A 24,495-nucleotide genomic window follows, 5' to 3' on the forward strand; every position below is an offset into this window, starting at 1 on the left:
GTCACCTCGGAGACCGGTGAAGGGGGCGGCGCGGGAACCGGTCGCGCCTTCCTGCGGCCATGGGCGCGCCCCGCGTCGCCGTACGCCCCGGTGATCCGCACACGTCAGGCGTCGCCGTACGGCGTCGGCGGTCGTCTTCGCGCGGCGTCGCCGTACGGCGTCGGCGGTCGTCTCCGTGCGGCGTCGCCGTACGGCCCGGCAGTCGAGCACGAGTCAGGACGAACGTGAATTCGGCGACCGATCGCAAATCAACCGGCTGATCACGATGATTCATCGCTCTTCACCGCCGAACGCGTTTTTTCCGTCTGGTGCCGGTGTTCGGAGAGTCGTGGTGGATTCGACGTCGTCGCACCCCCGGCGCGCAAGTGGTTGCACCTGGCTTCGTAAAGCCCAGGCCAAGCACGGATCGGCGCTTTGAAGCGGCCACTACGTTATTTCACAACGTTGCCCGTTGAATGGCCGGTGAACGCTGAAATGCGATCCGTGCGGGCGATTTCGGTGAAAGGCTCGTATGCGTATGCCGTCGATGAGATTTCCCAGTCGTTCCATGACCGTGGCGACCGGTCTGGCGCTGACCGCTTCGGCGCTGGCGTACGGTGCGGGCGAGATCGACGCCCGCCTGTCCTCCGCGCTGTCCGCCGGTCTCGTGGCGGGAACGGGATATCTGGCGCTCACCGCCGTGCGCTCGGTGCTGCGCGTGTCCCGGCGGGGCAACGCGAGGACCAAGCGGACGGGCAGGGCGACGGGCAGGGCGCTCGCCCGCCTGGAACGCAAGGTCGGCTCGCTGGAGAGCGCGAGCGGCACGCGGCACGCCGAGTGCGTCGGCGCCGTCACCAGGTCACAGGATCTGATGGAGCGCGGATTCACCCGCGTGGGCAAGGAGTGCCGCTCCCTGGAACGGGAGATCCAGCGTTCGTACGTCCAGCTGGAGGCGCTCGCCGACCTGAGGGCGCTCATCACCCCCCGCGCCCCGCTGCCCCCGCTCAGAGGGTGGGCGGCGTCACCGGACGTGCTGCGGACGATGGTCGCGTGGATCCTCAGGACCCGGCCCCGGACGATCGTCGAGTGCGGCAGCGGGTCCTCCAGCGTGTGGCTCGGCTACGTCGCCGAACGGATCGGGGCGACGATCGTGGCGCTCGAACACGACGCGCGCTACGCGGAGGCGAGCCGGGACCTGGTCCGCGCGCACGGGCTCTCCGCCGTCGTCGAGGTGCGTGACGCGCCCCTCCAGCCCTGGGAGAGCGAGGAGGAGACCTACCTCTGGTACTCCAGGGACGCCCTCGCGGACGTCGCGGACGTCGGCCTGGTCTTCGTCGACGGGCCGCCGGGCGACACGGGTCCCGACGCGCGCTATCCGGCCCTGCCGCTCCTGCTGCCCCGCTGCTCGGAACAGGTCGCGATCTTCCTCGACGACGCGGCCCGTGCGGGGGACAGGGCGGTGAGCGACCGCTGGGCCGCTCACTTCCCCGAGGTCGTCCGGACCAGTCACGCGGCGGAGAAGGGCCTGGACGTGTTCGTCAGGAGCGGCGCGTGAGCCCTCGTCGTGAGCGACCCGTCAACCCTCGCCGGGACTCCGCTCCCAGGCGGCACGCGGACGGCGGGCCCGAGGCGGCCCCGCCCGCGCTCGGATGCCACATCGGGTTCGAGGCGAGCCCCACGTCGCCGGCCGGGCTGTGCGAGGGGATCGAGGTGACCTGGGCCGACCTGGACGCCCTGCCCGCCGACCACCTGATCGCGACGGAGGAGCAGGAGAGCTTCCTCCTCCTGGCGAGGACGCCCGCCGACCTGCGGCGGGCGGTGCCGTACTCCGACATGCTGCCGCGCTCCCGCGCGCTGACAGTGATCGTCGCCGAGTCCCCGCCGTGGCGGCCGGCGCCGGTGCCCGCCGTGGACGGCGCCGCGTTCTGGCGCACGCTGCGCGACGTCCGCGTCCGCAGGGGAGGAGAACGGCGTGCCCGCGACTCGGCGCGGGCTCCCGCCCCCGCCTGGCGGATCGATGTGACCTTCGGCAGAGCCGTGCCCGCGGGCGACGTCCTGCGGGCCGTCGCCAGGGGGATGGGCGGCCTTTCCCGTGAGACGCTGCTCGCCCCGGTGGTCTCCCTGTCGGGGGTGGGCGCGGGCCAGTGGCGTCCCGGAGATCCGAACGTCACGCTGGCCCCCGTCTCCGGTCCCGTCCCGGCCAGGCGCGACGCGCCGGGATGCGATCTCTCCCTCCGTTCCCTCCCTCTCCCTCGGGCCGGGGCGGACACGGTCCGTACGGCGAGCCCGGACGCGCCCGTCCCTCAGGGCGGGGCGGACACGGTTCGCACGGCGAGCCCGGACGCGCCCGCCTGGCAGCCGGGCGGACCGCCTCCGATCGACCGGCTGGAACCCGGCCTCACCCCCGACCGCCTCGCGACCGCCCCTTCCGGTCCCGGCCGCCTCACACCCCCCGGCCCGTTCTCCGACCGTCTCGTCGCCGGACGACCCCGGTCCGCCCCCCTCGCTCCCGGCTCCCGGGCTTCCGACGAGCCCTTCGAGCCCCTGCCCGGCCACCTGACGCCCGGTCACCTGACGCCCGACCATCTCGCGCCGATCGACGAGCGGTCGATCTGCCCCATCGGGTTCCTCCCGGAGGCGGACGGGCCCGTGGGCGAGCTGGTCGAGCGGTCCGGGGCGTACGAGGTGGTCGTCGCAGACGGCGACGTCGTGCGCGTCCCGCTGTCCGGATCCCTCACGGACGCGGACGTCGCCCGCATGCGCGGGCTCACGGGCGTCGCCGTCGACCTCACGGCGGGCTGGAGCGCCCCCCTCGGCGTCGCCCGTGCCGTCTGCGGTCTCGCGGCCGCGGGCGTCCCCGTGCTCGCCGAACCGGCGGCGGCGTGGCGTGACCTGCTCGGCGGCGAGCTGGCGGCGCTGCTGGACGGCTTCACGGCCGAACGGCTGTCCGACGCCCTCGACCGTGAGCAGCACAGCGTCAGGCTGCGCAGGTGCGCGCTCGCCCTGCACGGTGTCGCGGGCAGGTGGCGCGGGCTCGCCGCCGCGGGGGGCGTCAGGCCGCGGGCCCCGCGGACGGTCTCGGTGCTGCTGTGCACCCGGCGGCCCGACATGGTGGCCTTCGCGCTGGAGCAGGCAGGCAGGCAGCGGGGGCCGGAGGTCGAGGTGCTCCTGACGCTGCACGGCTTCCCCGCCGACCACCCGGACGTCGCGTCCGCCGTCTCCGCCTACAAGGGAACGATCACTGTGATCGAGGCCGACTCACGCCTGGTGTTCGGAGACGCCCTCAACCAGGCGGCGGAACGGGCCCGCGGCGCCTACCTCACGAAGATGGACGACGACGACTGGTACGGTCCCGAGCACCTGTCGGACCTGCTGCTCGCCCACCACTACTCCTCCGCCGACCTGGTGGGGTCCGCGCCGGAGTTCGTCTACCTGGAGCGGATCGGCGTCACCGTACGGCGCGTCCTGACGACGGAGACCTACACCGGCGTCGTGGCGGGCGGCACCATGCTGATGTCCCGCGCCGCGTTCGACGACGTGGGAGGGTTCCGGCCGATCCCGCGGACCGTGGACGGCCAGCTGCTGCAGTCGGTCTCCGCGGCCGGAGGAAGGATCTACCGCACCCACGGCCTCAACTACATCCTCCGGCGCAGGGAGGCCTCGGGCCACACCTGGCAGGAGCCCATCAACGCCTTCCTGCGGTCGTTCCGGCGGCAGTGGAGAGGGCTGCACGCCAATCCGCTGATGGAAATGGAAGGACTCTCCGCGACCGGAGAGACCGGAGAGCACGACGAGGCATGAAGGTGTCCACGATGAACATGCAGGGCGCGCGCGTCCATCCGGCCAGGGGGCCCCAGCCGCTGATCCGGCTCAACGACTTCGGCGCGGTGACCCCTCCGGAGCTGGGAGCGTGGGTTCCCGGACGCACCGTGAGCGTCGTCATCCCCGCCTTCCGGAGTCACACCCTCCCGCTGACCCTCGCGAGCCTGGCCGCGCAGAGCTACCCCGGCCACCTGATGGAGGTCGTCGTCGTCGACGACGGGAGCGAGCCCGCGCTGCGGCTGCCCGAGATCGTTCCCGAGCGCACCCGGATCGTGCCCAGCCGCCCCGGAGGCTGGGGCCGCGCCTGGGCCTGTCAGACAGGGGCCGACGTGGCGGAGGGCGAGGTGATCCACTGGCTCGACGCCGACATGGTCGTCTTCCGCGAACAGGTGGAGGCGCAGATGCGCTGGCACCACCTGGCCGACTACTTCACCGTGCTCGGCAGGCTCAAGATGGTCTCCGCATGGAAGGAGAGCCTCAGCCCCGCCGAGGTGCACGCCGCGGTGAGCGCGGGCGCCGCGGAGAAGCTGTTCGACGCGGAGGGCGACGTCTCCGAGACCTGGAGCAGCGAGTACATCGAGCGGACGAGGGACCTGCGGGAGGCGGGACTCGACGCGTTCAAGGTCCACGTCGGCGCGAGCGCTTCCCTGCCCGCGTCGCTGCTGCGCGCCGCGGGAGGGATGGACACCTCCCTCGTGCTCGCGGAGGACACCGAGCTGGGCTACCGCCTGGCGCAGGCGGGCGCGGTCTTCGTGGCCGACGGGGAGTCCCGCAGCCGCCACCTGGGGGCGTCCACGGTGATGCGCAGGGAGCAGGAGGTCAAGCGGCACAACTGGGTCTTCCTCGCCAACAGGGTCCCCAGCTACCGCTGGCTGCGCAAACCCCCCGCCAGGCAGTGGGAGGTCCCGTTCGTCGAGATCGTGGTGACGGTGGGGGACGCGTCGTACGAGCAGGTGCGCGCCACGGTCGACGGGTTCCTGGGCGGCTCGACGTCCGACGTCCAGGTCGCCGTCGTGGGGCCGTGGTCGGCCGTGCCCGGCGGTCGCCGGGCCCCGCTCGACGACCCCTTCGTCGACCTGCGGCTCGTCCACGAGCTCTACGCGCACGACGGCAGGGTCCGCCTGGTGGAGGGCGTCGAGGAGACGCCCTTCCCCGCGCCCTTCCGGTTCGTCTGCCCGCCGGGCTGGGTGCCCGGGGCCGACTTCCTGAACCGGCTCGTCCGGTTCGCGAACGAGGAGGGGTACGGGCTGGTCTCGCTGGCGCTCGCGGAGGTCGCCGGAGGCGACGTCAGGGGAGGAGCCGGCGGGAACGGCGGGGTGGTCACGGCCAGACTCGAACGGACCGCGGCCCTGATGCGGGCGCGGACGCTCCGGACGGGCCGCGGCCCCGGTGACGCCCCGGACTCCGGGACCTTCACGGAGGACCTCGTGGACGCGACCTTCGGGACGCAGTGGCTCGACGGGAAGACCTGGGGGCTGCTGGCGACCGAGGAGGTCGCCGAGAAACCGTCCCGGGTCTCCGACAAGGCGAAGCGGTGGAAGAAGAAGGCGCTGCGCTGGAAGCGGAAGACGATGCGGCTGCAGGGCAGGCTCGACCGCGCGCCGAGGCGACGCCTCGGACGGACGCTCAGGCGAGGGCTCAGGAGGGCGCTCTCCGTCGCGGGCATCCGCAGGAGCAGGCGGTCCCGTTCCCGAGGGGGGAGCCGTCCGGGATGAGAACCGATGTGACGATGTCCGGCCCGACGATTTCTCGTCCGCTTCAGCCATGGGGGTTGACGTCTTGCCTGGTCTGAGTGTGATTGTTCCGATCTACGATGTGGAGCCGTACCTCGAGGCCTGCCTTGAGTCGCTGGCCTGTCAGACGTGGCGGGACATCGAGGTCGTCATGGTCGACGACGGGTCGCCGGACGCCAGTGCGGAGATCGCCGCAGGGTTCGCCGAGCGGGACGGGCGGTTCGTCCTCGTCAGTCAGGCGAACGCCGGGCTCGGCGCGGCGCGCAACGCCGGTCTGCGGGCCGCGTCGGGGGAGTTCCTCGCCTTCGTCGACAGCGACGACATGCTTCCGCCGTACGCGCTGGAGACCATGGCGGTCACCCTCGCGGAGACCGGGTCCGACCTCGTCACCGGGAACGTGCACCGGTTCAACGGGCGGGGCGCGTGGCAGTCGAACATGCACAGGGAGGTCTTCGCGGAGCGGGCCGCGCGGACTCACGTCACCCGCAGGGAGATCCTGCTGCGGGACCGCCTGGTCACCAACAAGCTGTGGCGGCGGTCGTTCTGGGAGAAGCACGCGTTCGACTTCCCCGAGGGGGTGCTCTACGAGGACACCTCCGTCGCCCTGCCCGCCCACTTCCTCGCCGCGGCCGTCGACGTGCTCGCCTGCCCGATATACCTGTGGAGGGAGCGCGACGGCGACTCCCTGTCGATCACCCAGGACCGCACGCACGTCAAGGGCATCGAGGACCGCTTCGCGTCGGTCATGTCGGTGCGGCGCTTCCTGCTCGGCAACGGGCGTGCCGCGCACGTGCCCGCGTGGGACCTCACCGTGCTCGACGGCGATCTGCCGGTGTTCCTCCCCGCTCTGGAGAGGGCGGGGGAGGCGTTCCGCGAGCGTTTCCTCGACCTCGCCCGCGACTACCTCGACGCCGTCGACCCCCGGGTGTTCGCGCGGCTCCCCGCGCCGAAGCGGGTCAGATGGCAGCTGGTGCGGGAGCGTCGCCTGCCCGAGCTGCTCGAGTTCATGGAGTGGGAGAGAACGGTCCCACCGGAGGCCCGGGTCGTCAGACGCCTGCGCCGTCACCACCTCGCGGCCCCGGTGCCGCTGCGCCCGAGGACGACCCGGCTCAGCCGCGAACTGGAGCCGAGGCAGCGGATCGACGACGTCCGCTGGGAGGGTGGAAGGCTCAGCGTGCAGGGCAGGGTGACGCTGAGATACCTCAGCCCGCAGGAGCGCAGGCACCAGTTCGTGTTCGCGTGGTTCGTGCGGGAGGACACCGGGCGAGGGATCAGGGTTCCCGTCACCGCGTTCAGGACCGTCTCGCTCGTCTCCAGGGACTCGGAGGACTGGTGCGGTTTCCGGTTCGCCGTCGACGTCGACAGGCTGGGCGAGGAGGAGGCGACCTGGCGGGTGGATCTGTGGGTCGTGCACCGGGGCCTGCTCAGGCGTGAGCGCCTGAGCAGGCCGGACCGGTCCGGGGACGAACCGCTCGAACACCACAGGTCCCAGCGGGGCGTGCGGGTCTGGCCCCACTGGACGGAGGCGGGGGAGTTCCGCGTCCGGGTCGAGCGGGAGAGGGCCAGGGCCACGGCGTGCACGCCGGACGGCGACCGGCTGCTGCTGTCGGGACGCGTTCTGGAGGACCTCGGGCCCGACCCCGTCCTGCTGGTGTCCCGCTCGGAGGGCGGGATCGTCCACCGGTATCCGATCAGCGTCTCCGGTGAGGGTTTCAGGGTCGCGGTCGACCTGGAGGGGCCGTTGTCATCCCGGCTGCCCGTGCTGCCCGCCTCCAGCCCGGAGGCCGGGATCCTCGACACGACCGCCGAGTGGCGCTTCGAGGTCGAGGGCGCGGGCCCCGTCGGGGCGGGCGCGGAATGCCGTCACGTCCACGCGGGCCGTGACCTCGCCGTGGGCGCCTCCGCCTCCGGAGCCCTCGTGCTGAGGGAACACGCCTCCGCCTTCCACGTCCAACGCGCCGAGTGGACCGGGGAGGGCGACCTGGAGCTGACCGGGACGGCCGTCGGCGAGGGGCCCGCGCACCTGGTGGTGACCTCCCGCAACCGGTCCGACGAGCACCTGTTCCCGTTGCGTCTGTCCGGCGGGCGCTTCACGGTCACGGTGACGCCGCGCGAGGTCGCCTCCCTCGCGGGACGGCTGCCGCTGCCCTCCGGCACGTACGGCATGGCCGTACGCTCAGAGGGCCGGGCGCGACGGATCGTGTCCGCCCTGGACGCGCCGGTGGCGCACGAGTCCCCGCGCAGGAGGCTCGTCCTCGAGACAGGACCCGACAGGCTCCCCACGCTCACCGTCGGCGGCGATCTGAGGGGCGAGGCGCAGGACCTCAAGACCAGGAGGGCGCTGCGCGACCGGCTCTACCCCCGCACGCGTGTCGAGGAGCCGCTCCGCGAGGCCGTCTTCTTCGACAGCCACGGCGGCAGGCAGTTCTCCGGCGACCCCCGGGCGGTCTACGAGGAGCTGCGGCGCAGGGGAACGGAACTGGAGTTCCTGTGGCACGTCAGGGACGGTCAGGTGGCGCTGCCCGAGGTGGTCGCGCCCGTTCCGACGTCCGTGCGGGAGCACTTCGATGCGCTGGCGACCTGCAGGTACGTCGTGACCAACACGTATCTTCCCAAGTGGTTCCGGCGCAGGGAGGGGCAGGTGGTCGTGCAGACCTGGCCGGGGGCGACGCCGAAGCGCGTCGGCTTCGACGTCGACAGGGGGCCGCTGGACGACCCCGCCCACCGGGAGAGGCTGGCCGGGGAGGTCGGGCAGTGGAGTCACCTGGTCTCGCCCGGCCCGTGGTGGACGCGGGTCCTGCGGGACGCCTTCCGCTTCGAGGGGGAGGTGCTGGAGACGGGGAGCCCGCGCGACGACGTCCTCGCCCGTCCCGGGCCCGTGGCGGCGATCCGCGAACGCGTCGGCCTGCCCGAGGGGAAGAAGGTCGTCCTGTACGCGCCGACCTGGCGTGACGACAGGTACCACGGCAGGGGCCGTGCCAGGTTCGACCTGCGCCTCGACCTGCACAGGATGTGGACGAGGCTCGGCGCGGACCACGTGGTCATGGTGCGCAGGCACCCGAACACCTTCGACCGCGTCCCCCGCGTCGGCGCGGACTTCGTCTTCGACGTCTCGGCCTACCCCGACATCCAGGACCTCTACCTGGTCGCGGACGTCCTCGTCACCGACTACTCCTCGGCGATGTTCGACTTCGCGGTCACCGGGAGGCCGATCCTGCTGTACGCCTACGACCTGGAGAGCTACCGGGACGAGGTGCGGGGCTTCTCCTTCGACCTCGAGGCGCGCGCGCCGGGGCCGCTGCTGCGCACGACCGGCGAGGTCGCCGAGGCGATCCGCGACCTCGACCGGGTGGTGGCCGAGAACGCGGCGCGCTACCGCGACTTCACGGCGGACCTGCGCCCGCCGGCCGACGGCGGAGCCGCCGCCAGGGTCGTCGACCGGGTGTTCGGCCACCGTGCCGGAATCGACATCCCCCGCCAGTCCCGCAAGGCCATCCACGACCACCCGCGCTGACCGCAGTCCCGTGCGACGGGTCAACGGGTACGGCTCCCACGGTGGGGCAGCCGCGTCATGCGGTGTCAGGGCGTCGTCCGCCCGCCCACACCGCGCCCGGAGACGGCGAGCCGGGATCACTCCTGGCTCGGCCGTGTCCTGCGAGGGGTGCGCGGAAGGCCGGACGTCTGCGGACACTCCTCACGGGTGAACCTCTTCGCCACAAGAGGACCGTCGACTCAAAGGATTCACCACAAGAGGACCATCGGCTCAAAGGGTCAACAAGCTGAAGGATGATCTCTTTGGATGGGAATTGATGGTGTTTATACCTTGTGTAGCTATTTGTCGTATATGGGTGGGTATCCCAAGCCTGCGCACATGAATACCCCTTCGAGGCGAGGCAAATGCTCTTGTCGTTCGCCGGAAAGGAGCGGTCGTGCTTGGCAAACGCTCATTCATCCTGGGGTCAGCGCTTGTCGCCTCTCTCGCGCTTCCTCAGGGCTTCGCCGCGGAGGCCTTGGTCGCCCCGTCCCGGGCGAATCCAGGGGCGGCCCCGCTGGAACCGCAGGATCCGTGCGACGGCAAGGGGCACGGCTGTCAGCCGGGCATCACCCAGGGCCAGCTCGACGGCCATCGCTGCATTCCGCCCAATCCGCATGGCCACGGAGACTCAGGCCTGCCGGACTTCGGATATGGCTACTCCATAGGTTACTCACAAGGCTGGGCTCACGAGAAGTGCGACGAGAAGGGGCGGTGGATAGACGAGAACGGCAATGGTGACGGTGACGAAAACGGCACCGGCGATGAGAACGGCACCGGCAACGGTGACGAAAACGGCGCCGGCAACGGTAGCGGCGATGAAAACGGAAATGGCAACGGCGACGGCGTCGACCATCACGGTTGACAGCCGCTGACCTTGAAAGGCCGGGTTGCGGCAGCGCGGCCTTGCCTCTGAAGATCATTGGCGGTCGTTCCCGGGAAATCCTTCCGAGGACTTCCCGGGAACCGCCTGAGCCGGTCGGAGACGTGCCACCGATCGTCGGGCCGGCTCCGGAGAGCTCGGGCGCGGTGCGGACGGCACCTCGCCCGAGGCTCACGTCGAAGCGGGTCCAGGACGTGCCTTCCGATCAGGAGCGCCCAATCCCGCGACGCCGCCGGACGTCACCGGGTCAGTGCGAGAAGGCCTGGAACTCGGCTGCTCGCAGCTGGTCCCTGGTCGCGCTCGCGGTGGCGCAGTCGGTCGAGGAGTTGGGGTCGTTGTCCTGCTCGCCGGCGTAGAGCGGGTTGCCGGTGCACTGGGTCGAGACGGCCCGCAGGGTCAGGTGGGTCGCCTTGGTCGTGGGGATCTTGAACGACTTGATGAGCAGGTCGGCGCCGCGCGGGCGGGGCAGACGGGTCTGGAAGGCGTCCGCGGGGCTGGTGTAGACGACCGAGTACGACGCGGGGGAGGAGCAGTCCTTCCTGGTCGCGTCACAGGCCAGGACCTCGAAGGAGCGCAGGGCGGTGAAGCGGTTCTGGCCGCCGGGGTCGGCGGGGTCGTTGATGTTCGGCCGCAGCAGGGCGCTGACCTGGACCCTGCGGACCGGGACCGGCTCGGTTCCGGCGAGGTCGACGGTCACGGACCTGCCCTTGACCGGTCCGGTGAGCGAGGCCCAGTTGGTCGCCTCGGTCTCGTCGATCAGCTTGGCCTGGTTGACGCCGTCGCCCGAGGCCGTCGCGCCCAGGGCGGCGGAGGCGTGGTTCTTCGGCAGCGCCAGCGGCAGCGGCAGCTTCCCGCCGGGCGGCACGGTGAGCTTGAGGCGGGTGTGGCCGAACCCGTTGCCGACGACCAGGAAGGTGTAGCCGCCGGGGGTCAGCTCCGCGGTGTCGCCGAGGGGGGTCGCCGGGTCGGTGTCGGCCACCGGCACGGCGCGGCCCTCGTAGTCGCCGACGTAGAGCCGCAGCGCCGCGCCCTTGGTGTCGAACAGCGGCTTGAGCTGCACCTTGCCGTTCCTGCCTGCGGGGTTGACGAAGCTCGGCGTCGGGTCGGGGTCGCCCGCGCCGTTGCTCGCCGCGCCCTCGCCGAGGCCGTGCTCGGCGAACGCCCGCCACATGACGTCCTTGTCCCTGCCGCCGAAGCGGATGGCGTCGGCCGCGAGCAGCGCGTCGCGGTGGTCGACGTAGCTGACGGCTCCGGAGGCCATCAGCAGCAGGGCGTCGAAGGAGACCTGCGCCCAGCGGCGGTTGCCGGGGCAGCGCTCGAGCGGGGTCCTGCCCTCGGCGCACGCCCGCTGCTGGGCCGCCGTGCCCTTGCCGTACTTGTCGATGAAGGCCTTGCGCACGTCGTACTGGGTCGCGGTCCAGATCTCGCCGTCGGCGTGCACCTGCTGGCCCACGAGGTCGTAGGCGATGTCGCTGTAGTTCAGCGGGGAGGTCGACATGTCGTAGTTGCGGATGCCGGCCTTCTTGTCGCCGGTGACGTAGCCGCCGGTGACGTACGGCGTGTCACCCGCGGGGCGGAAGCCGTTCTCGAAGAGGTACTCCATGGCGAACAGGTCGGAGGTGCTCTCGTTCATGGCACCCGCCTGGGCGCCGTTCCACCCGGCGTCGGGGCCGCCGACCATGCGGCCCGAGATCGCGTGGGTGTACTCGTGCCCGATCACCGACATGTCGTAGTCGCCGTCGACGCACGGCGCGTAGAACGAGCCCGCGATCGGCTGCCAGAGGTACATGTTGGTGATCGGCGCGACCCCGTCGGGGCCGGTGATCTGGTTGGCGTTGTCGCGCACGGTGAGGTCCCGCGCGCCCGCCTGCGCGTTGCCCTGCTCGGGGTCGCCGCCGAGGCCGCCGCGGGCGCCGTTGTCGTTCTGCATGTTCCACGCGGTCTCGGTGAAGCCGAGGCGGTAGGACCAGTCGTGCATCCGGTTGTGCATGACGTGCAGGTTGGCGATCGCCGCCTCGAGGTCGGCCTCGCCGGGCTGGTCGAACGCGGCCGGGTCGCACTTGGCCGTGTACCACTTGTTGGTCCACGGGTAGGCGTACTCGCGGCTCGGGGTGAGCACGTTGCTGCGGGTGCCGACGGTGTAGGGGTCGCCGCTGGCGCGGTTCTCGAACGTCTTGGCGGCGTTGCCGAGGCTGGTGCCGGTCGGGGTGTCCGTGGTGTGGTCCACGTCCCACGCCTTGCCGGTCGCGGGGTCGCCGACGGGCGCCTGGCCGCAGCCGGGACCCGGCTTGAGGCACCAGAGCGCCCGGGTGTCGGCCGAGGAGTAGTCGGCGGGCGGGTTGGCGGGGAAGCCCTTCCAGCGCGGGTTGTCGGGCTGGAGGTCCTCGGCCTCGAAGTCGTGGTCGACCAGGTTCTCGCGGGTCAGGATCTCGCCGCTGACCGCGTCCACGTGGGTGGTGTACGCGGCGGCCTCGCCACCGCCGCCGCCGATCAGGGTGATCTGGAAGGCGTTGTGCGTCCCGTCGGGCGCGGGCACCGCGACCGCGGTGGCCTTCTTCAGGCTCGCGGTGGCGAGGTCGATCCCGCCGTCCTTCGCCGCGATCTCCAGCGCGCGCTGCTCGGTGATCCTGGCCGCAGGCGGCGGCGCCGTGGAGCGTGACAGCGTCGAGGTGACGTGGAGGACCTTGCCGCCCGTGACGCCGACCGCCACCTGCCCGTCGACGCCCGCGGGCAGGTCGCCGAACCTCTGCCTCAGCAGTACGGCGTGGCCCTCCCCGATGGGGTTGACCGCGACCTTCTCCAGGGCGTCGACGTCCTGGGCGGACAGGCCGAAGAGGGTCTCGTTGGCCTTGAGGTAGGCGCGGGCGGCCTGTTCGGGGTCGGAGCCGAGGCCTTCGGCGAGCGCCGCGCCGCCGTCGGAGGCGCCGGTGACGACCGCGGGGGTGCCCAGGGCGTTCCAGCGGATCGTCGCGGCGGCGGCGGCCTTCGACAGGAGGGCCGGGGGCGCGACGCTGCCCCGCCGGTTGTCCAGGTCGGGCTTGCCGTGCTCCTCGGCCTGGAAGTCAAGGGTTCTGGGGGACTGCCCACCGGGTTGACCCTGGGCGATTCCCGGGAGGGGAAGTGCTAGCGCCGCTGTCGCGGCCGCGATGACGGTGATGCGTAACCAGGGTTTGGTCGACACCGATCCTCCTGCGCAGAGATGGCCGTCGTTGGCCATGCCACACGTGGGTCACGTGTGTTGCGCAAGAGGTAACACTTACCCAAGTGCCCTGACAAGATCTTGTAAAGGCTGATATGTCCGTGTAATGGGGCGTCTCGAAGCCGGAACCATCGCCGGCTCCGAGACATCCCCGAGGCGAGAAGCCCCAGGTCACGCCGGTCAGGAGAACGGGATCCAGGCCTGGTCGGCAAGGCCGTTCATGTCGCTGACCTTGAACCCCGTGTCGGAGAGCGTCCAGAGGCTGTCGCCGATGACGAGCGAGCGGCGGACGCTCGGGTCCCAGGCGGCGAAGCGGCTGTTCCTCTCGGGCTTGGGCGCGGGGTGGACGACGGTCCCCGTCCTGGTGACGGAGGAGTCGTCGATCTTGAGGACCAGCGCGGAGCCGCCGGTGTTCGCCGTGCCGTCCCAGGTGTTCAGCGGCAGGACGGCCATGCCGGTCTTGGCCCAGTACAGGAAGGCGTGCGGGTCCCACTCCGCCTCGGAGCCCGAGTCCTTGCGGAAGAACTGCGACAGGCGGCGCGGGTTGGCGGGGTCGGCGACGTCGAAGAGCGAGACCTGGGTGCCGAGCGTGCGGCCCTTCTCGCTCGCCTCCTGGCCGATGCCGATCAACCGCCCGTCGCCCGCGGGGTGCAGGTAGGCGGAGTAGCCGGTGATCTTCAGCTCGCCGGTCTTCCTCGGGGCCGCCGGGTCGCGCAGGTCGATCGTGTAGAGCGGGTCGACCTGCTTGAAGGTCACCACGTAGCCCATCGGGCCGATGAACCTGACCGAGTAGATCCGCTCGCCGTCACCCAGGCCGCCGATCTCGCCGACCTTCGCCAGCGTGTCGTTCTTGAGGACGTAGACGGCGCTGGAGCTGTTCGTCCCGCTCTCCGAGGTGGTGGCGACCCGCAGATGGCCCTCGTACTCCGACATGGAGTACTGGTTGAGCAGCCTGCCGGGCACCTTCCCCGAGGAGACGTAGCGGGGCGCGCCGGGCGCGGTGATGTCGAACCGGTGGACCTGGGTCTCCTGGGGCGGCTGGGCGGGCGTCGGCTCCGAGGGGTCGGGCTCGGGGGAGGCGGTCTCCGACGGCGTCGAGGAGGGCGTGCCCTCGGGGGTCGGCGGCACGGACGGCGGCACGGACGGCGGCACGGACGGCGGCACGGACGGCGGCACGGACACGGTGGGGTCCGGCTGCGTCGGCTCGACCTGCGGGGCCTGGCCCGTGCTCGTGGGCTTCGGCGTGCCCTGGTCCGTGCCGGCGGACGCCGGGGCCTCGCTGGGCGTGATTACGTCGTCGACGGCGAGGTCGACCGGCCTGGGCCACCACCACCAGCGCGGGTTGCTGGCCACGTACAGGCTGGAGCCCGTTCCGTAGACCGTGTCGCCGTCCGCGGCGATGCTGATCGGGGCGCTGTCGGTGATCCCCTGCGACAGGTCCAGGGTGTGCACGGTCAGCATCGAGCCGCCGGTGTACTCGTCGGGGTGGCTCACCTGCTCGCACCTGACCGACCCCGTCGTGGTCACGCCCTTGGCGTCCGTCGTCTCGAACGTCGGCAGCCACGCCTTGAGCGGCGCCTTCTTCACGGCCTCCGCGTTCGTCAGGGTCCGCTTCCGCTCCGAGGCGTCGGGGCCCGGGTCGGGGAAGGGGATGTCAGGCTGGGTGCGCACCACGAGCCGCACCGTCGAGCCGACCATCCTGGCGTCCACGTGGGATCCGTTCGGGGTGAGCGAGCCGATCACCTTCGGCTCCCCGGCCAGGTCGACGAGAACGTAGCGGGGGCCGGGACTCGGCGCCCGCTTGGCCACCGCGCCGTAGGGGATGACGCCGCCTCCGGAGAACAGCACCAGCGCCCTGTCCCCGCTGATCAGCAGGTCGGCGGGGGCCCACGCCTGCTCGGCGTCGACGAGCCTGAGCGTGCCGGTGACCTTCCTGGTCGCGGCGTCGACGATCCGCAGCACGCCGCGGTTCACCGTGATCACCCGGTCGCCGTCGGTCTTCACCAGGTCGGGCTCGTCGACCCCGGCCTCGTGCGTGTTCGTCGTCGAGTGCTCCTGCCCCGACCCGACCCCCACCTTGGCCTGGGTCGGCGAGACGTCCGAGCGCGCCTCGGCGAACATGATCTGCGGGTTTCCGAGCCCCCACGGCCCCACGTTCTTCGCCGCCGCGGCGCGCAACCCGGCCAGCATGTCGTCACAGCCGGTGTAGGAGACCAGCTTGACCTTCCCCAGGTCCACGACCGGCGTCGTACGGCTCGCGCTCGGCCCCGCCTGCGTGGAAGTGCACCCCGTGGCGAGCAACGCGGCGGCGAGGGTGGCGGCGCCTGCCGTACGGATGGATGTCCTCATGCCCCTACCACGGTTCGGCGTCGCGTCCGGTTCACCCCGTTACCGACCGGTAGTCAGCGGCGTTCGACCGGAATATTCTTCGAGCATGGCTGTCACTCTCGGAGCAACCCGGACACTCGACCCGACCATGATCGAACGCGTCGTCCGGCAGGTGACCTCCAGCGGCGGGACGCAGACGATCACCGCGCCGTTCACCGGGGAGGTCCTCGCGGAGCTGCCCCTCTCCACGGCGGAGGACGTCCGCGCCGCCCACGCCAAGGCCCGTACGGCCCAGCGCGCCTGGGCGGCGCTGCCCGTGCGCGAGCGGGTCGCGCCCTTCCTGCGCCTGCACGACGCCCTCCTCGACCGGCGCGAGGAGATCCTCGACGTGGTCCAGTGGGAGACCGGCAAGGCCCGCAGGCACGCCTTCGAGGAGGTGCTCGACGTCGCGGGCTGCACGCTCTACTACGCGCGGCGGGCCCCCGGCCTCCTCGCCCCCCAGCGCAGGGCGGGCATCTTCCCGCTCGCGACGAAGGCGATCGAGACGCGTCAGCCGAAGGGCGTCGTGGGGCTGATCTCCCCGTGGAACTACCCGCTCTCCCTCGGCGTGCCCGACGTCGTCCCCGCCCTGCTCGCGGGCAACGCCGTCGTCCACAAACCCGACACCCTGACCGCGCTGTCCACGCTCTGGGCGATCGACCTGCTGGTCTCCCTCGGCATGCCCCGCGACATCTGGCAGGTCGTCCTCGGCGACCCGGCCGAGATCGGCGAGCCGTTGATCGACGGGTCCGACTACGTGGCGTTCACCGGGTCGACCAGGGGCGGCAGGAAGATCGCCGAGGCGGCCGCCGCGAGACTGATCGGCTGCTCCCTCGAGCTCGGCGGCAAGAACCCGATGGTCGTGCTCGACGACGCCGACCTCGACGTGGCCGCCCAGGGCGCGCTGCGCGCCTGCTTCACCAACGCCGGGCAGCTGTGCATCTCCATCGAGCGGCTCTACGTCCACGACGGCGTGTACGACGCGTTCGTCGACAGGTTCGTCCGCCAGACCCGGAACATGAAGCTCGGCTCCGGGCTCGACTGGGACGTGCAGATGGGCTCGCTCGCCTCCCGGCGTCAGCTCGACGCGGTCGCCGCCCACGTGGACGACGCCGTCGCCAAGGGGGCCAGGCTCCTGACCGGCGGGAAGGCGCGCCCCGACGTCGGCCCGCTGTTCTACGAGCCCACGATCCTCGCCGACGTGGACGAGAGCATGGACCTGTGCCGGGAGGAGACCTTCGGCCCCGTCGTCTCCGTCTACCGCTTCCACGACGAGGAAGAGGCGGTCGCCAAGGCGAACGACACCGCCTACGGCCTCAACGCCTCCGTCTGGACCCGTAACCTGGCGCGCGGCCGGGCGCTGGCGTCCCGGATCAAGGCGGGGACCGTCAACGTCAACGAGGGGTACGGCTCGGCGTACGCCTCCTACGACGCCCCCATGGGCGGCATGAAGTCCTCCGGGCTCGGCCGTCGCCACGGGACCGAGGGCCTGCTGAAGTACACCGAGGCGCAGACCGTCGCCAGCCAGGCCTCCTGGCTGGGCTTCGAGCCGATCCTCGGCATGACCTACGACAAGTACGCCGACACCCTCGCGGGGTTGCTCAAGGCCATGAAGAGGCTTCACCTGAAGTGAGCCCGCCCCCGGCGGATCGCGGGCCCCGATCCGGGGCCTGTTATCTCATGCCGGGGGGTTGCGGCAATGGCATGGTCTCGGGTTAACGTCTTGGGGACCGAACGCGGGAGCCCGGCGCACCGGGCTGAGAGGGCGGCTGAAACGGCCGTCGACCGCTTGAACCTGACCGGGTAATGCCGGCGTAGGGAGTAGTTGTCCCATGGTTTCACCTGCCCAGAGTTCGTTTTCGCCTGCCCGCAAGACCTATCTCGTCGGTTCGCGCCCGGACATCCGCGTGCCGATGCGGGAGATCCCGCTGACCAACGGATCCACCGTCGTCCTCTACGACACCTCGGGTCCCTACACCGATCCGGCGCACACCGCCGACCTGGAGAAGGGCCTGCCGCCGCTGAGGTCGGCCTGGCGTTCCCCGGACGACACGGCCTCCTGCGGCGGGACGGGTTCCTGCGGCGGGACGCTGGCCGAAGGCCGTTCCTCCACCGGAGCCCTCACCCAGCGGGCCCGCGCCAGGCGCGGGGAGATCACGCCGGAGATGGAGTTCGTCGCGTTGCGCGAGGGCGTCACGCCGGAGTTCGTCCGCGACGAACTGGCGTGCGGCCGGGCCGTGCTGCCCGCGAACGTGAACCACCCGGAGAGCGAGCCGATGATCATCGGCCGCAACTTCCTCGTGAAGATCAACGCCAACATCGGCAACTCGGCCGTCACCTCCTCGATCGAGGAGGAGGTCGACAAGATGCGCTGGGCCACCCGCTGGGGCGCCGACACCATCATGGACCTGTCGACGGGACGGCGGATCCACGAGACCCGCGAGTGGATCCTGCGCAACTCCCCGGTCCCGGTCGGCACCGTGCCCATCTACCAGGCGCTGGAGAAGGTCGGCGGCAAGCCGGAGGCGTTGACCTGGGAGGTCTTCCGCGACACGGTGGTCGAGCAGTGCGAGCAGGGCGTCGACTACATGACGGTGCACGCGGGCGTGCGCCTGGCGTACGTGCCGCTGACCGCCCGCCGCAAGACCGGGATCGTCTCGCGGGGCGGCTCGATCCTCGCGGCCTGGTGCCTGGCCCACCACGCGGAGAACTTCCTCTACACGAACTTCGCGGAGCTGTGCGAGATCCTCGCCTCCTACGACGTGACCTTCTCCCTCGGCGACGGGCTGCGTCCCGGCTCCATCCACGACGCCAACGACGAGGCGCAGCTCGCCGAGCTGCGGACGCTGGGAGAGCTGACGAGGATCGCCTGGGAGCACGACTGCCAGGTCATGGTCGAGGGGCCCGGCCACGTGCCGATGAACAAGATCAAGGAGAACGTCGACCTGCAGATGGAGATCTGCTCCGAGGCGCCGTTCTACACCCTGGGCCCGCTGACCACCGACGTCGCGCCCGGCTACGACCACATCACCTCGGCCATCGGCGCCGCGATGATCGGCTGGTACGGCACCGCGATGCTGTGCTACGTCACCCCGAAGGAGCACCTGGGCCTGCCCGACCGCGACGACGTCAAGGCGGGCGTGATCGCCTACAAGATCGCAGCCCACGCGGCCGACCTGGCCAAGGGGCATCCCGGAGCCCAGGCCTGGGACGACGCGCTGTCGGACGCCCGCTTCGAGTTTCGCTGGGAGGACCAGTTCAACCTCTCCCTCGACCCGGACACCGCGCGCTCCTTCCACGACGAGACCCTCCCCGCCGCCCCGGCGAAGACCGCGCACTTCTGCTCGATGTGCGGTCCGCACTTCTGCTCCATGCGGATCACCCAGGACGTGCGCGCCTACGCCGAGCGGAACGGCCTGACGGACGGCGAGGCGCTGACGGCGGGGATGCGGGAGAAGGCCGAGGAGTTCCGCCGCGAGGGCGGCCGGGTCTACCTCCCCATGCCCGCGCTCCCCGGCGAGGAGTAGCACCGCGCGTCGCACCCCGGCCCGGCGGCCGGGGTGCGACGCGCCGGGGGCTACCTACCCGATCGGGTGATGTGCGGCGATCGCGGCCTGACCAGCATGGGAGGAGATCGTGGGGGAGTTCGAGCACCCCGCGCAGGCCGTTTCCCGACGGAGGGAGCTGTCAGATGGCTCAGGAACGACCCGAGGTGCCGCGTGAGCGGTGGCGCCAGTTCTTGGACGACGTGACGAGGCAGTACGAGGGCTCGGATGTGACCATCGAGGTGCTGGACTCGTCGTTCGGCGACCTGACGCAGACCGAGAGGCTTCCTCTGGCCTACGTCGAGTACGACGAGAAGGACGACATCTTCTCCGTGGGGGTGGGCGGGCGCGACGGACGCTATCCGGTGGTGCTCCGCCACGGCATCGAGCGGCCCCAGAGGATACTCTCCGACGTCGTCTCGCCCGACACGCCCCGAGCCTTCGACGTCGTGGACGCGGAGGGCACACAGACGATCATCACGATCCACCGGTCTGCCGAGCAGGGCGGCGGGTGATCGGCCGGCTTGTCACAGTCGTCGCCGAGCCGCGACATGACGGTGTGACATGGTCGAACGCGCCGGGCGGGACGGGCCTTCAGAGGCCGCCGGTCGCCCGGAGGTTCTGACCGGTCATCCAGCGCCCGTCGGGGCCGACCAGGAAGGCGACCACGTCGGCGATGTCGGCGGGCTCGCCGAGCCTGCCGAGCGGGGTGACGGAGGCGACCCGCTCCAGGGCCTCGGCCGGGTTGGTGCTCCGCAGCAGGTCGGTGTCGGTCGCCCCGGGCGAGACCGTGTTGACCGTTATGCCGCGCGAGCCGAGCTCCATCGCCGCCACGGCGGTCAACTGCTCGATCGCGCCCTTGCTGGCGGCGTAGGGCGCGTTGCCCGGCGCGGGACGGACCGTGTTGACCGTCGAGATGTTGACGATGCGGCCGCCGTCACGCATGCGCCGGGCCGCGTACCGCGTCGTCAGGAAGGTCGTCTTGGCGTTGCCCCGCATCACGTCGTCGAACACGGCCTCGTCGGTGTCGGCGATGGACGCGACCTGAAAGCTCATCGCGGCGTTGTTCACCAGGATGTCGAGCCCGCCCAGGCGCTCCTCGGCCAGCTCCATCAGCCGCTCGGCGGCCCCCGGCTCGGCCAGGTCGAGTTGGATCCCGTGCGCCCCCTCGACCGTCGCGGCGATCTCCGCCGCGGCCGCCGTACTGGAGGCGTAGTTGAACACCACCTCCGCGCCGTCCCGCGCCAGCCGTTCCACGATCGCCCTGCCGATCCCCCGTGACCCGCCGGTCACAACCGCCGCCCTGCCCCTGAGTCGCATCACGACAGCGTTCCACCCGGCCGCCCCCGCGACAAGATCGCGCCCGTGCCGTCAAGGTCAGGCCGGTCGATCGCTGACGGCCTCCCCTGAGCCGGTACGGCGGCGCTCTTCCTCGGCGTGCACCGCCGTACCTCTTTGCGTGCGGTCCGGGAAGGAGGGGTCGGGCCGCACCATGCTCCAGTCCGCCCCCGGTTGATCGGTGGCTGCCGGGTGGTGGCCGAGTGTGTTCTCAGCCCGCGTACCGTCACAAACCTCATACCGCCGGGTCAGATCTTCGTTGAGGTGATAATCCTGTGCTGACATGCCTCTGAGGGGCGTCATAGGCTGTTACGTGCAGGCTTTGCGCGCCAGGACGTAGATAGCGGGGTGAGAAGCCCTGTCCCAGTAGGAGGTCTACGGTGCTGATCCGTTTCCGGACGGCCAATCATCGGTCCATCCGCGACGAGTACGAGCTGTCGCTTGTCACGACTGAGTTCGACGAGGGTGCGGGACGCACGACCGGCCTCAAACACCGGGGGCGCGACATCGCCGCGCAACCTGTGCTGGGAGTGTTCGGAGCCAACGCCTCGGGCAAGTCCAACCTCCTCAGTGCGTTTCGGCTCATGCGCGACGCGGTGCGGGACTCTTTCGCCGACTGGGCCAAGACGCCCGATACGGTTCCCCGGCAGCCGTTCAAACTCGATCCTGCGTCTCGTGAGGAGACGACCCTGTTCGAGGTGGACCTCGCGCTGGGCCGAGAAGCCGTCCGGTACACCTACGGCTTCGAGCTGTCGGACGAACGGGTGGAGGCGGAGTGGCTTCATGCCTATCCGCACGGCCGCCGCAACATCTGGTTCGACCGGGAGGCGGACCGTCCTGAGGCTGAGGGGGGCGAGTTCGTCTTCAGGGGAGAGGGGTTCAAGGGGGAAAAGGACTCCTTGGTCAGGCTGACCCGCCCGAACGCCCTGTTCCTGTCCGTCGGCGCGACCCTCAATGATCCGCAATTGTCGGCGATTCACCGGTGGTTCCTCAACAATCTGTGGTTGGTGACACCGGGAAGAGATCTCAGCGCTCGCGTCGACTGGACCAAGCGGCTCCTGACCCGCTCCGATCAGAACGATGACCACCATCGGCGGATCACGAAGCTGCTGCAATCGGCTGACCTGGGAGTGACCCGTCTTGACACCGACCCGGAAACCGGCGAGATAAGACTGTGGCATCGGACACCGGACGGTGGAGAGACACCGCTGGACTTCCGTACGGAGGAATCCCTGGGCACTCATGCCTGGTTCGCCTTCCTGGGGCCCATGATCACCGTGCTGGATCAGGGAGCGGTCCTGCTGGTGGACGAGCTGGACTCAAGCCTGCATCCCACACTCGCGGCGGAGGTCGTGCGCGTCTTCCAAGATCCCGCCTCCAACCCGCATGGTGCACAACTGATCTTCACCACGCATGACGCGACCCTGCTGGGCAGCGAGGTGCTCGACCGGCCGCTCAACCGTGACCAGGTGTGGATCACGGTGAAGCGGCGCTCAGGGGAAACCGAGCTGTATCCGCTGACGGAAGCCAAGCCTCGCAAGGAGGAGAACCTCGAACGGGGCTATCTGCGCGGTCGTTACGGCGGGGTGCCCCGAGTCACCGCCGGAAAGATCGTCCGTGAACTGTCCAGGCAAGAGACGAAGGCGACAGCGTGAGCAAACGGGCAGAGAAGGGGCAGGGATCCGTCCACTGACATGTGGCGGCTCCTGGTCTCACTGGACATCGTCGAACAGCGAGGCGGGCAGAGGTAAGCCCGGAGAGACGGGAGCTCTCTCGCTGTCGATGATCGGGCACGGTACCGGCACGAAGGTCAGCCGGAGCCGCCGGGGGAGATCAGGCCGGTTTCGTAGGCCAGCACCACGGCCTGGACGCGGTCGCGGAGGCCGAGTTTGGACAGGATGTGCGTGACGTGGGTCTTCACCGTCGTCGGGCTGAGGGTCAGCCGGTCGGCGAGTTCGGCGTTGCTCAGGCCGGTGGCCAGCAGACGCAGCACCTCCAGCTCCCGTGGCGTCAGCTCGGACAGGTCGCGGTGCGGAACGGCCTTCGCCTCGTCGCGGCGGGCGAAACGCTCGACCAGGCGGCGGGTGATGGACGGCGCGAGCAGGGCGTCACCGGAGCGCACCAGCTGCACCGCGGCCACCAGGTGCTCGGGCGTGACGTCCTTGAGCAGGAAGCCGCTGGCGCCCGCGGTGAGGGCGGTGTAGACGTAGTGGTCGAGGTCGTAGGTGGTCAGGATGAGCACGCGGGTCCCGTCCGCGCCGCCGTCCAGGATCCGCCGGGTGGCTTCGAGGCCGTCCATCCGCGGCATCCGGATGTCCATGAGCACCACGTCGGGCCGGGTGCGCCGTACGGCCTCGACCGCCTCGGCCCCGTCGGCCGCCTCGGCCGCGACCTCGATGCCGTCGGCGGTGAGGATCATCCGGAATCCGGTGCGGACCAGCGCCTGGTCGTCGGCGATGACGACGCGCAGCGGCCCGCTCACGCCGTCGTCCACGGAAGGCGGGCCGTGAGCCGGTATCCGCCGTCGGCCCTCGGACCGGCGTCCAGGCTTCCGCCGTACACGGTCAGTCGCTCGCGCAGTCCGATCAGCCCCCGGCCGTTGCCGGTCCGCGACGGGGCGGCCCGCGTTCCGCCGGTGTCGGTGACCTCGATCTCCAGCCAGTCGCCGTCGTGTCCGATCGCGACGGACGCCGCCGCGCCGGACGCGTGCTTGATCGTGTTGGTCAGAGCCTCCTGTACGACGCGGTAGGCGGCCAGGTCCACACCGGGAGGCAGTGTGCCCGGCGGCGGCGACAGGGTGACGCTCACCGGTGTCCCGGCGGCGCGGACCCGCTCCACCAGGGTGTCGAGCCGGTCGAGTCCGGGCTGCGGCTCGAGCTCGTCGTCCGCGCCGCCGTAGCGTCCGCCGTCCGGACCAGCGAGCAGGCCCATGACGTGGCGCAGCTCGGCCATGGCGGCCCTGCCGCTGGCCTCGATCGCGAGCAGGGCCTCCTCTGACAGCTTCGGCTCCGTGCCCATCACCTTGCGCGCCGCACCGGCCTGGATCACCATCACGCTCACATTGTGGGTCACCACGTCGTGCAGTTCCCCGGCGATCCGGGCGCGCTCCGCCTCGACGGCCCTGCGCGTGGTCTCCTCCTGGGCCCGTTGAAGTTCGGCGAGCCGACGCCGGCTCGCCCTGAGCTGCTGCTGCCAGAAGTGGACGAGGCTCGCGGCGACCCCGGCGCCGAGCAGCACGACGAAGGGTCCCAGCCAGTTCGGCAACTGGGGGGCGACGTCTCGGAAGGCGGCCCCGGTCAGCACGGCGGCGAGCACGAGCCCGGCCACCGCCAGCACCCGGTTGCGACCGTGCGCGACGACGCTGTAGGCCGCGACGGCGCAGGCCAGCACGGTGATCCAGGTCGCGCCCTCGTGGATGGTCAGCGCCGCGGCCAGCACCGTCCAGAAGGCGACGAGCGGATAACGGCGTCTGAGCGCCAGCGGCAACGCCGTCAGCACCACCAGGATCAGGGGCGGCTCGTAGATCTGGGGCTCGGCGAGCACGGACGGGGGGAAGACAGGGACCTTCCTCGCGTCGCCGTCCTCGAAAGGGGGGAGGACCGGTTCGGACGGCCGCACGACGACGTCCGCGAACGGGGAAGTCCGTAGCTGCAGGGAATCGAGCAGCACCGAACGCGGTCGTTCGACGTCGCCGTGTTCCTCGCCGGGCAGGTGCGCCGCCGCGACCACCGCGACGACGGTCAGCACGACCGCCAGCAGCACGTCGGCGGCGACCGCCCGGCGAGACGGCCTGGCGGGTTCCCCCGCCGGACGCAGCGCGTCCAGCACGTACCGCCGCCACAACCACCGTTCAGATGCCGCCACCGGCACATTGTCGCCTCTGCCCGCTTCGGTCCACATCCGTCGCGGAGACCATGACGTGCTCCCCGGGGAGTACATCGCGGGAATGACAGCGCGCCGGTTCGTTCCCAGGAGGGACCCGATGTCGGTGCGACGGCCGACGCGCGTGGACACCGGCCGCGCCTAGCTTCGTTCCCGTCATCGGGCCGCCCACGGGGACCTCCCGGCCGGGCGGTCGGCCCGACCGAGAGGACGGA

The 24,495-nt window shown here is 71.1% G+C and carries 14 protein-coding genes and 1 riboswitch; of the genes, 9 read left to right on the plus strand and 5 right to left on the minus strand.

Annotated elements, in window-relative coordinates:
- The first annotated feature begins 547 nt into the window (after window positions 1–547).
- The 5 genes from PKF00_RS25990 (at window position 548) to PKF00_RS26010 (ending at window position 9,931) form a co-directional block, all read left to right on the plus strand.
- Window positions 548–1,534: a class I SAM-dependent methyltransferase gene (locus tag PKF00_RS25990; RefSeq protein WP_271220250.1), complete on the plus strand. Its 987-nt coding sequence runs from the start codon at window positions 548–550 to the stop codon at window positions 1,532–1,534.
- Entirely contained in the window at window positions 1,531–3,780 is a 2,250-nt protein-coding gene (locus PKF00_RS25995; RefSeq protein ID WP_271220251.1) for a glycosyltransferase family 2 protein, read from the plus strand. The genes PKF00_RS25990 and PKF00_RS25995 overlap by 4 nt, the downstream gene beginning before the upstream one ends.
- An 11-nt stretch (window positions 3,781–3,791) precedes the next feature.
- Window positions 3,792–5,516 (plus strand): glycosyltransferase, encoded by a 1,725-nt coding sequence (locus PKF00_RS26000; protein ID WP_271220252.1) that lies wholly within the window; start codon window positions 3,792–3,794, stop codon window positions 5,514–5,516.
- Window positions 5,517–5,595: 79 nt separating this feature from the next.
- Entirely contained in the window at window positions 5,596–9,048 is a 3,453-nt protein-coding gene (locus PKF00_RS26005) for a bifunctional glycosyltransferase/CDP-glycerol:glycerophosphate glycerophosphotransferase (RefSeq protein ID WP_271220253.1), read from the plus strand.
- Window positions 9,049–9,463: 415 nt separating this feature from the next.
- Window positions 9,464–9,931: a hypothetical protein gene (locus PKF00_RS26010; protein ID WP_271220254.1), complete on the plus strand. Its 468-nt coding sequence runs from the start codon at window positions 9,464–9,466 to the stop codon at window positions 9,929–9,931.
- Between the two features lie 265 nt (window positions 9,932–10,196).
- Here the strand turns inward: PKF00_RS26010 and PKF00_RS26015 are convergent, their stop codons facing one another.
- Both PKF00_RS26015 and PKF00_RS26020 read right to left on the minus strand, forming a co-directional pair.
- Window positions 10,197–13,130 carry a M36 family metallopeptidase gene (locus PKF00_RS26015; protein ID WP_271220255.1) on the minus strand — a complete coding sequence of 978 codons (2,934 nt, stop codon included), beginning with the start codon at window positions 13,128–13,130 and terminating at the stop codon, window positions 10,197–10,199.
- A 198-nt stretch (window positions 13,131–13,328) separates the two neighbouring features.
- Complete coding sequence (locus PKF00_RS26020; RefSeq protein ID WP_271220256.1) at window positions 13,329–15,497, minus strand: beta-propeller domain-containing protein; 2,169 nt, start codon at window positions 15,495–15,497, stop codon at window positions 13,329–13,331.
- 85 nt (window positions 15,498–15,582) lie between these two features.
- Here PKF00_RS26020 and PKF00_RS26025 point away from each other — a divergent pair, with 85 nt between their 5' ends.
- The 3 genes from PKF00_RS26025 (at window position 15,583) to PKF00_RS26035 (ending at window position 19,575) form a co-directional block, all read left to right on the plus strand.
- Window positions 15,583–17,148: a succinic semialdehyde dehydrogenase gene (locus tag PKF00_RS26025; RefSeq protein ID WP_271220257.1), complete on the plus strand. Its 1,566-nt coding sequence runs from the start codon at window positions 15,583–15,585 to the stop codon at window positions 17,146–17,148.
- Window positions 17,149–17,241: 93 nt separating this feature from the next.
- Window positions 17,242–17,353, plus strand: a riboswitch (TPP riboswitch).
- Entirely contained in the window at window positions 17,348–19,042 is a 1,695-nt protein-coding gene (thiC, locus tag PKF00_RS26030) for a phosphomethylpyrimidine synthase ThiC (RefSeq protein WP_271220258.1), read from the plus strand. (Overlaps the previous riboswitch by 6 nt.)
- A 164-nt stretch (window positions 19,043–19,206) precedes the next feature.
- Window positions 19,207–19,575: a DUF5335 family protein gene (locus tag PKF00_RS26035; protein WP_271220259.1), complete on the plus strand. Its 369-nt coding sequence runs from the start codon at window positions 19,207–19,209 to the stop codon at window positions 19,573–19,575.
- 79 nt (window positions 19,576–19,654) lie between these two features.
- Here PKF00_RS26035 and PKF00_RS26040 read toward each other — a convergent pair whose 3' ends face one another.
- Complete coding sequence (locus PKF00_RS26040; protein WP_271220333.1) at window positions 19,655–20,380, minus strand: SDR family oxidoreductase; 726 nt, start codon at window positions 20,378–20,380, stop codon at window positions 19,655–19,657.
- A gap of 398 nt (window positions 20,381–20,778) precedes the next feature.
- Here PKF00_RS26040 and PKF00_RS26045 point away from each other — a divergent pair, with 398 nt between their 5' ends.
- Window positions 20,779–22,053, plus strand: a complete 1,275-nt coding sequence (locus tag PKF00_RS26045; protein ID WP_271220260.1) for an AAA family ATPase — start codon at window positions 20,779–20,781, stop codon at window positions 22,051–22,053.
- A gap of 155 nt (window positions 22,054–22,208) precedes the next feature.
- On the opposite strand, the gene PKF00_RS26050 is transcribed toward PKF00_RS26045, so the two are convergent.
- Window positions 22,209–22,880 carry a response regulator gene (locus tag PKF00_RS26050; protein WP_271220261.1) on the minus strand — a complete coding sequence of 224 codons (672 nt, stop codon included), beginning with the start codon at window positions 22,878–22,880 and terminating at the stop codon, window positions 22,209–22,211.
- Window positions 22,877–24,262, minus strand: coding sequence for a sensor histidine kinase (locus PKF00_RS26055; RefSeq protein ID WP_271220262.1), 1,386 nt, complete (start codon window positions 24,260–24,262; stop codon window positions 22,877–22,879). Before PKF00_RS26055 ends, PKF00_RS26050 begins: the two co-directional genes overlap by 4 nt.
- Between the last annotated feature and the right edge of the window lie 233 nt (window positions 24,263–24,495).

The sequence above is a fragment of the Streptosporangium carneum genome (assembly GCF_027922005.1).
GTDB lineage: Bacteria > Actinomycetota > Actinomycetes > Streptosporangiales > Streptosporangiaceae > Streptosporangium > Streptosporangium carneum.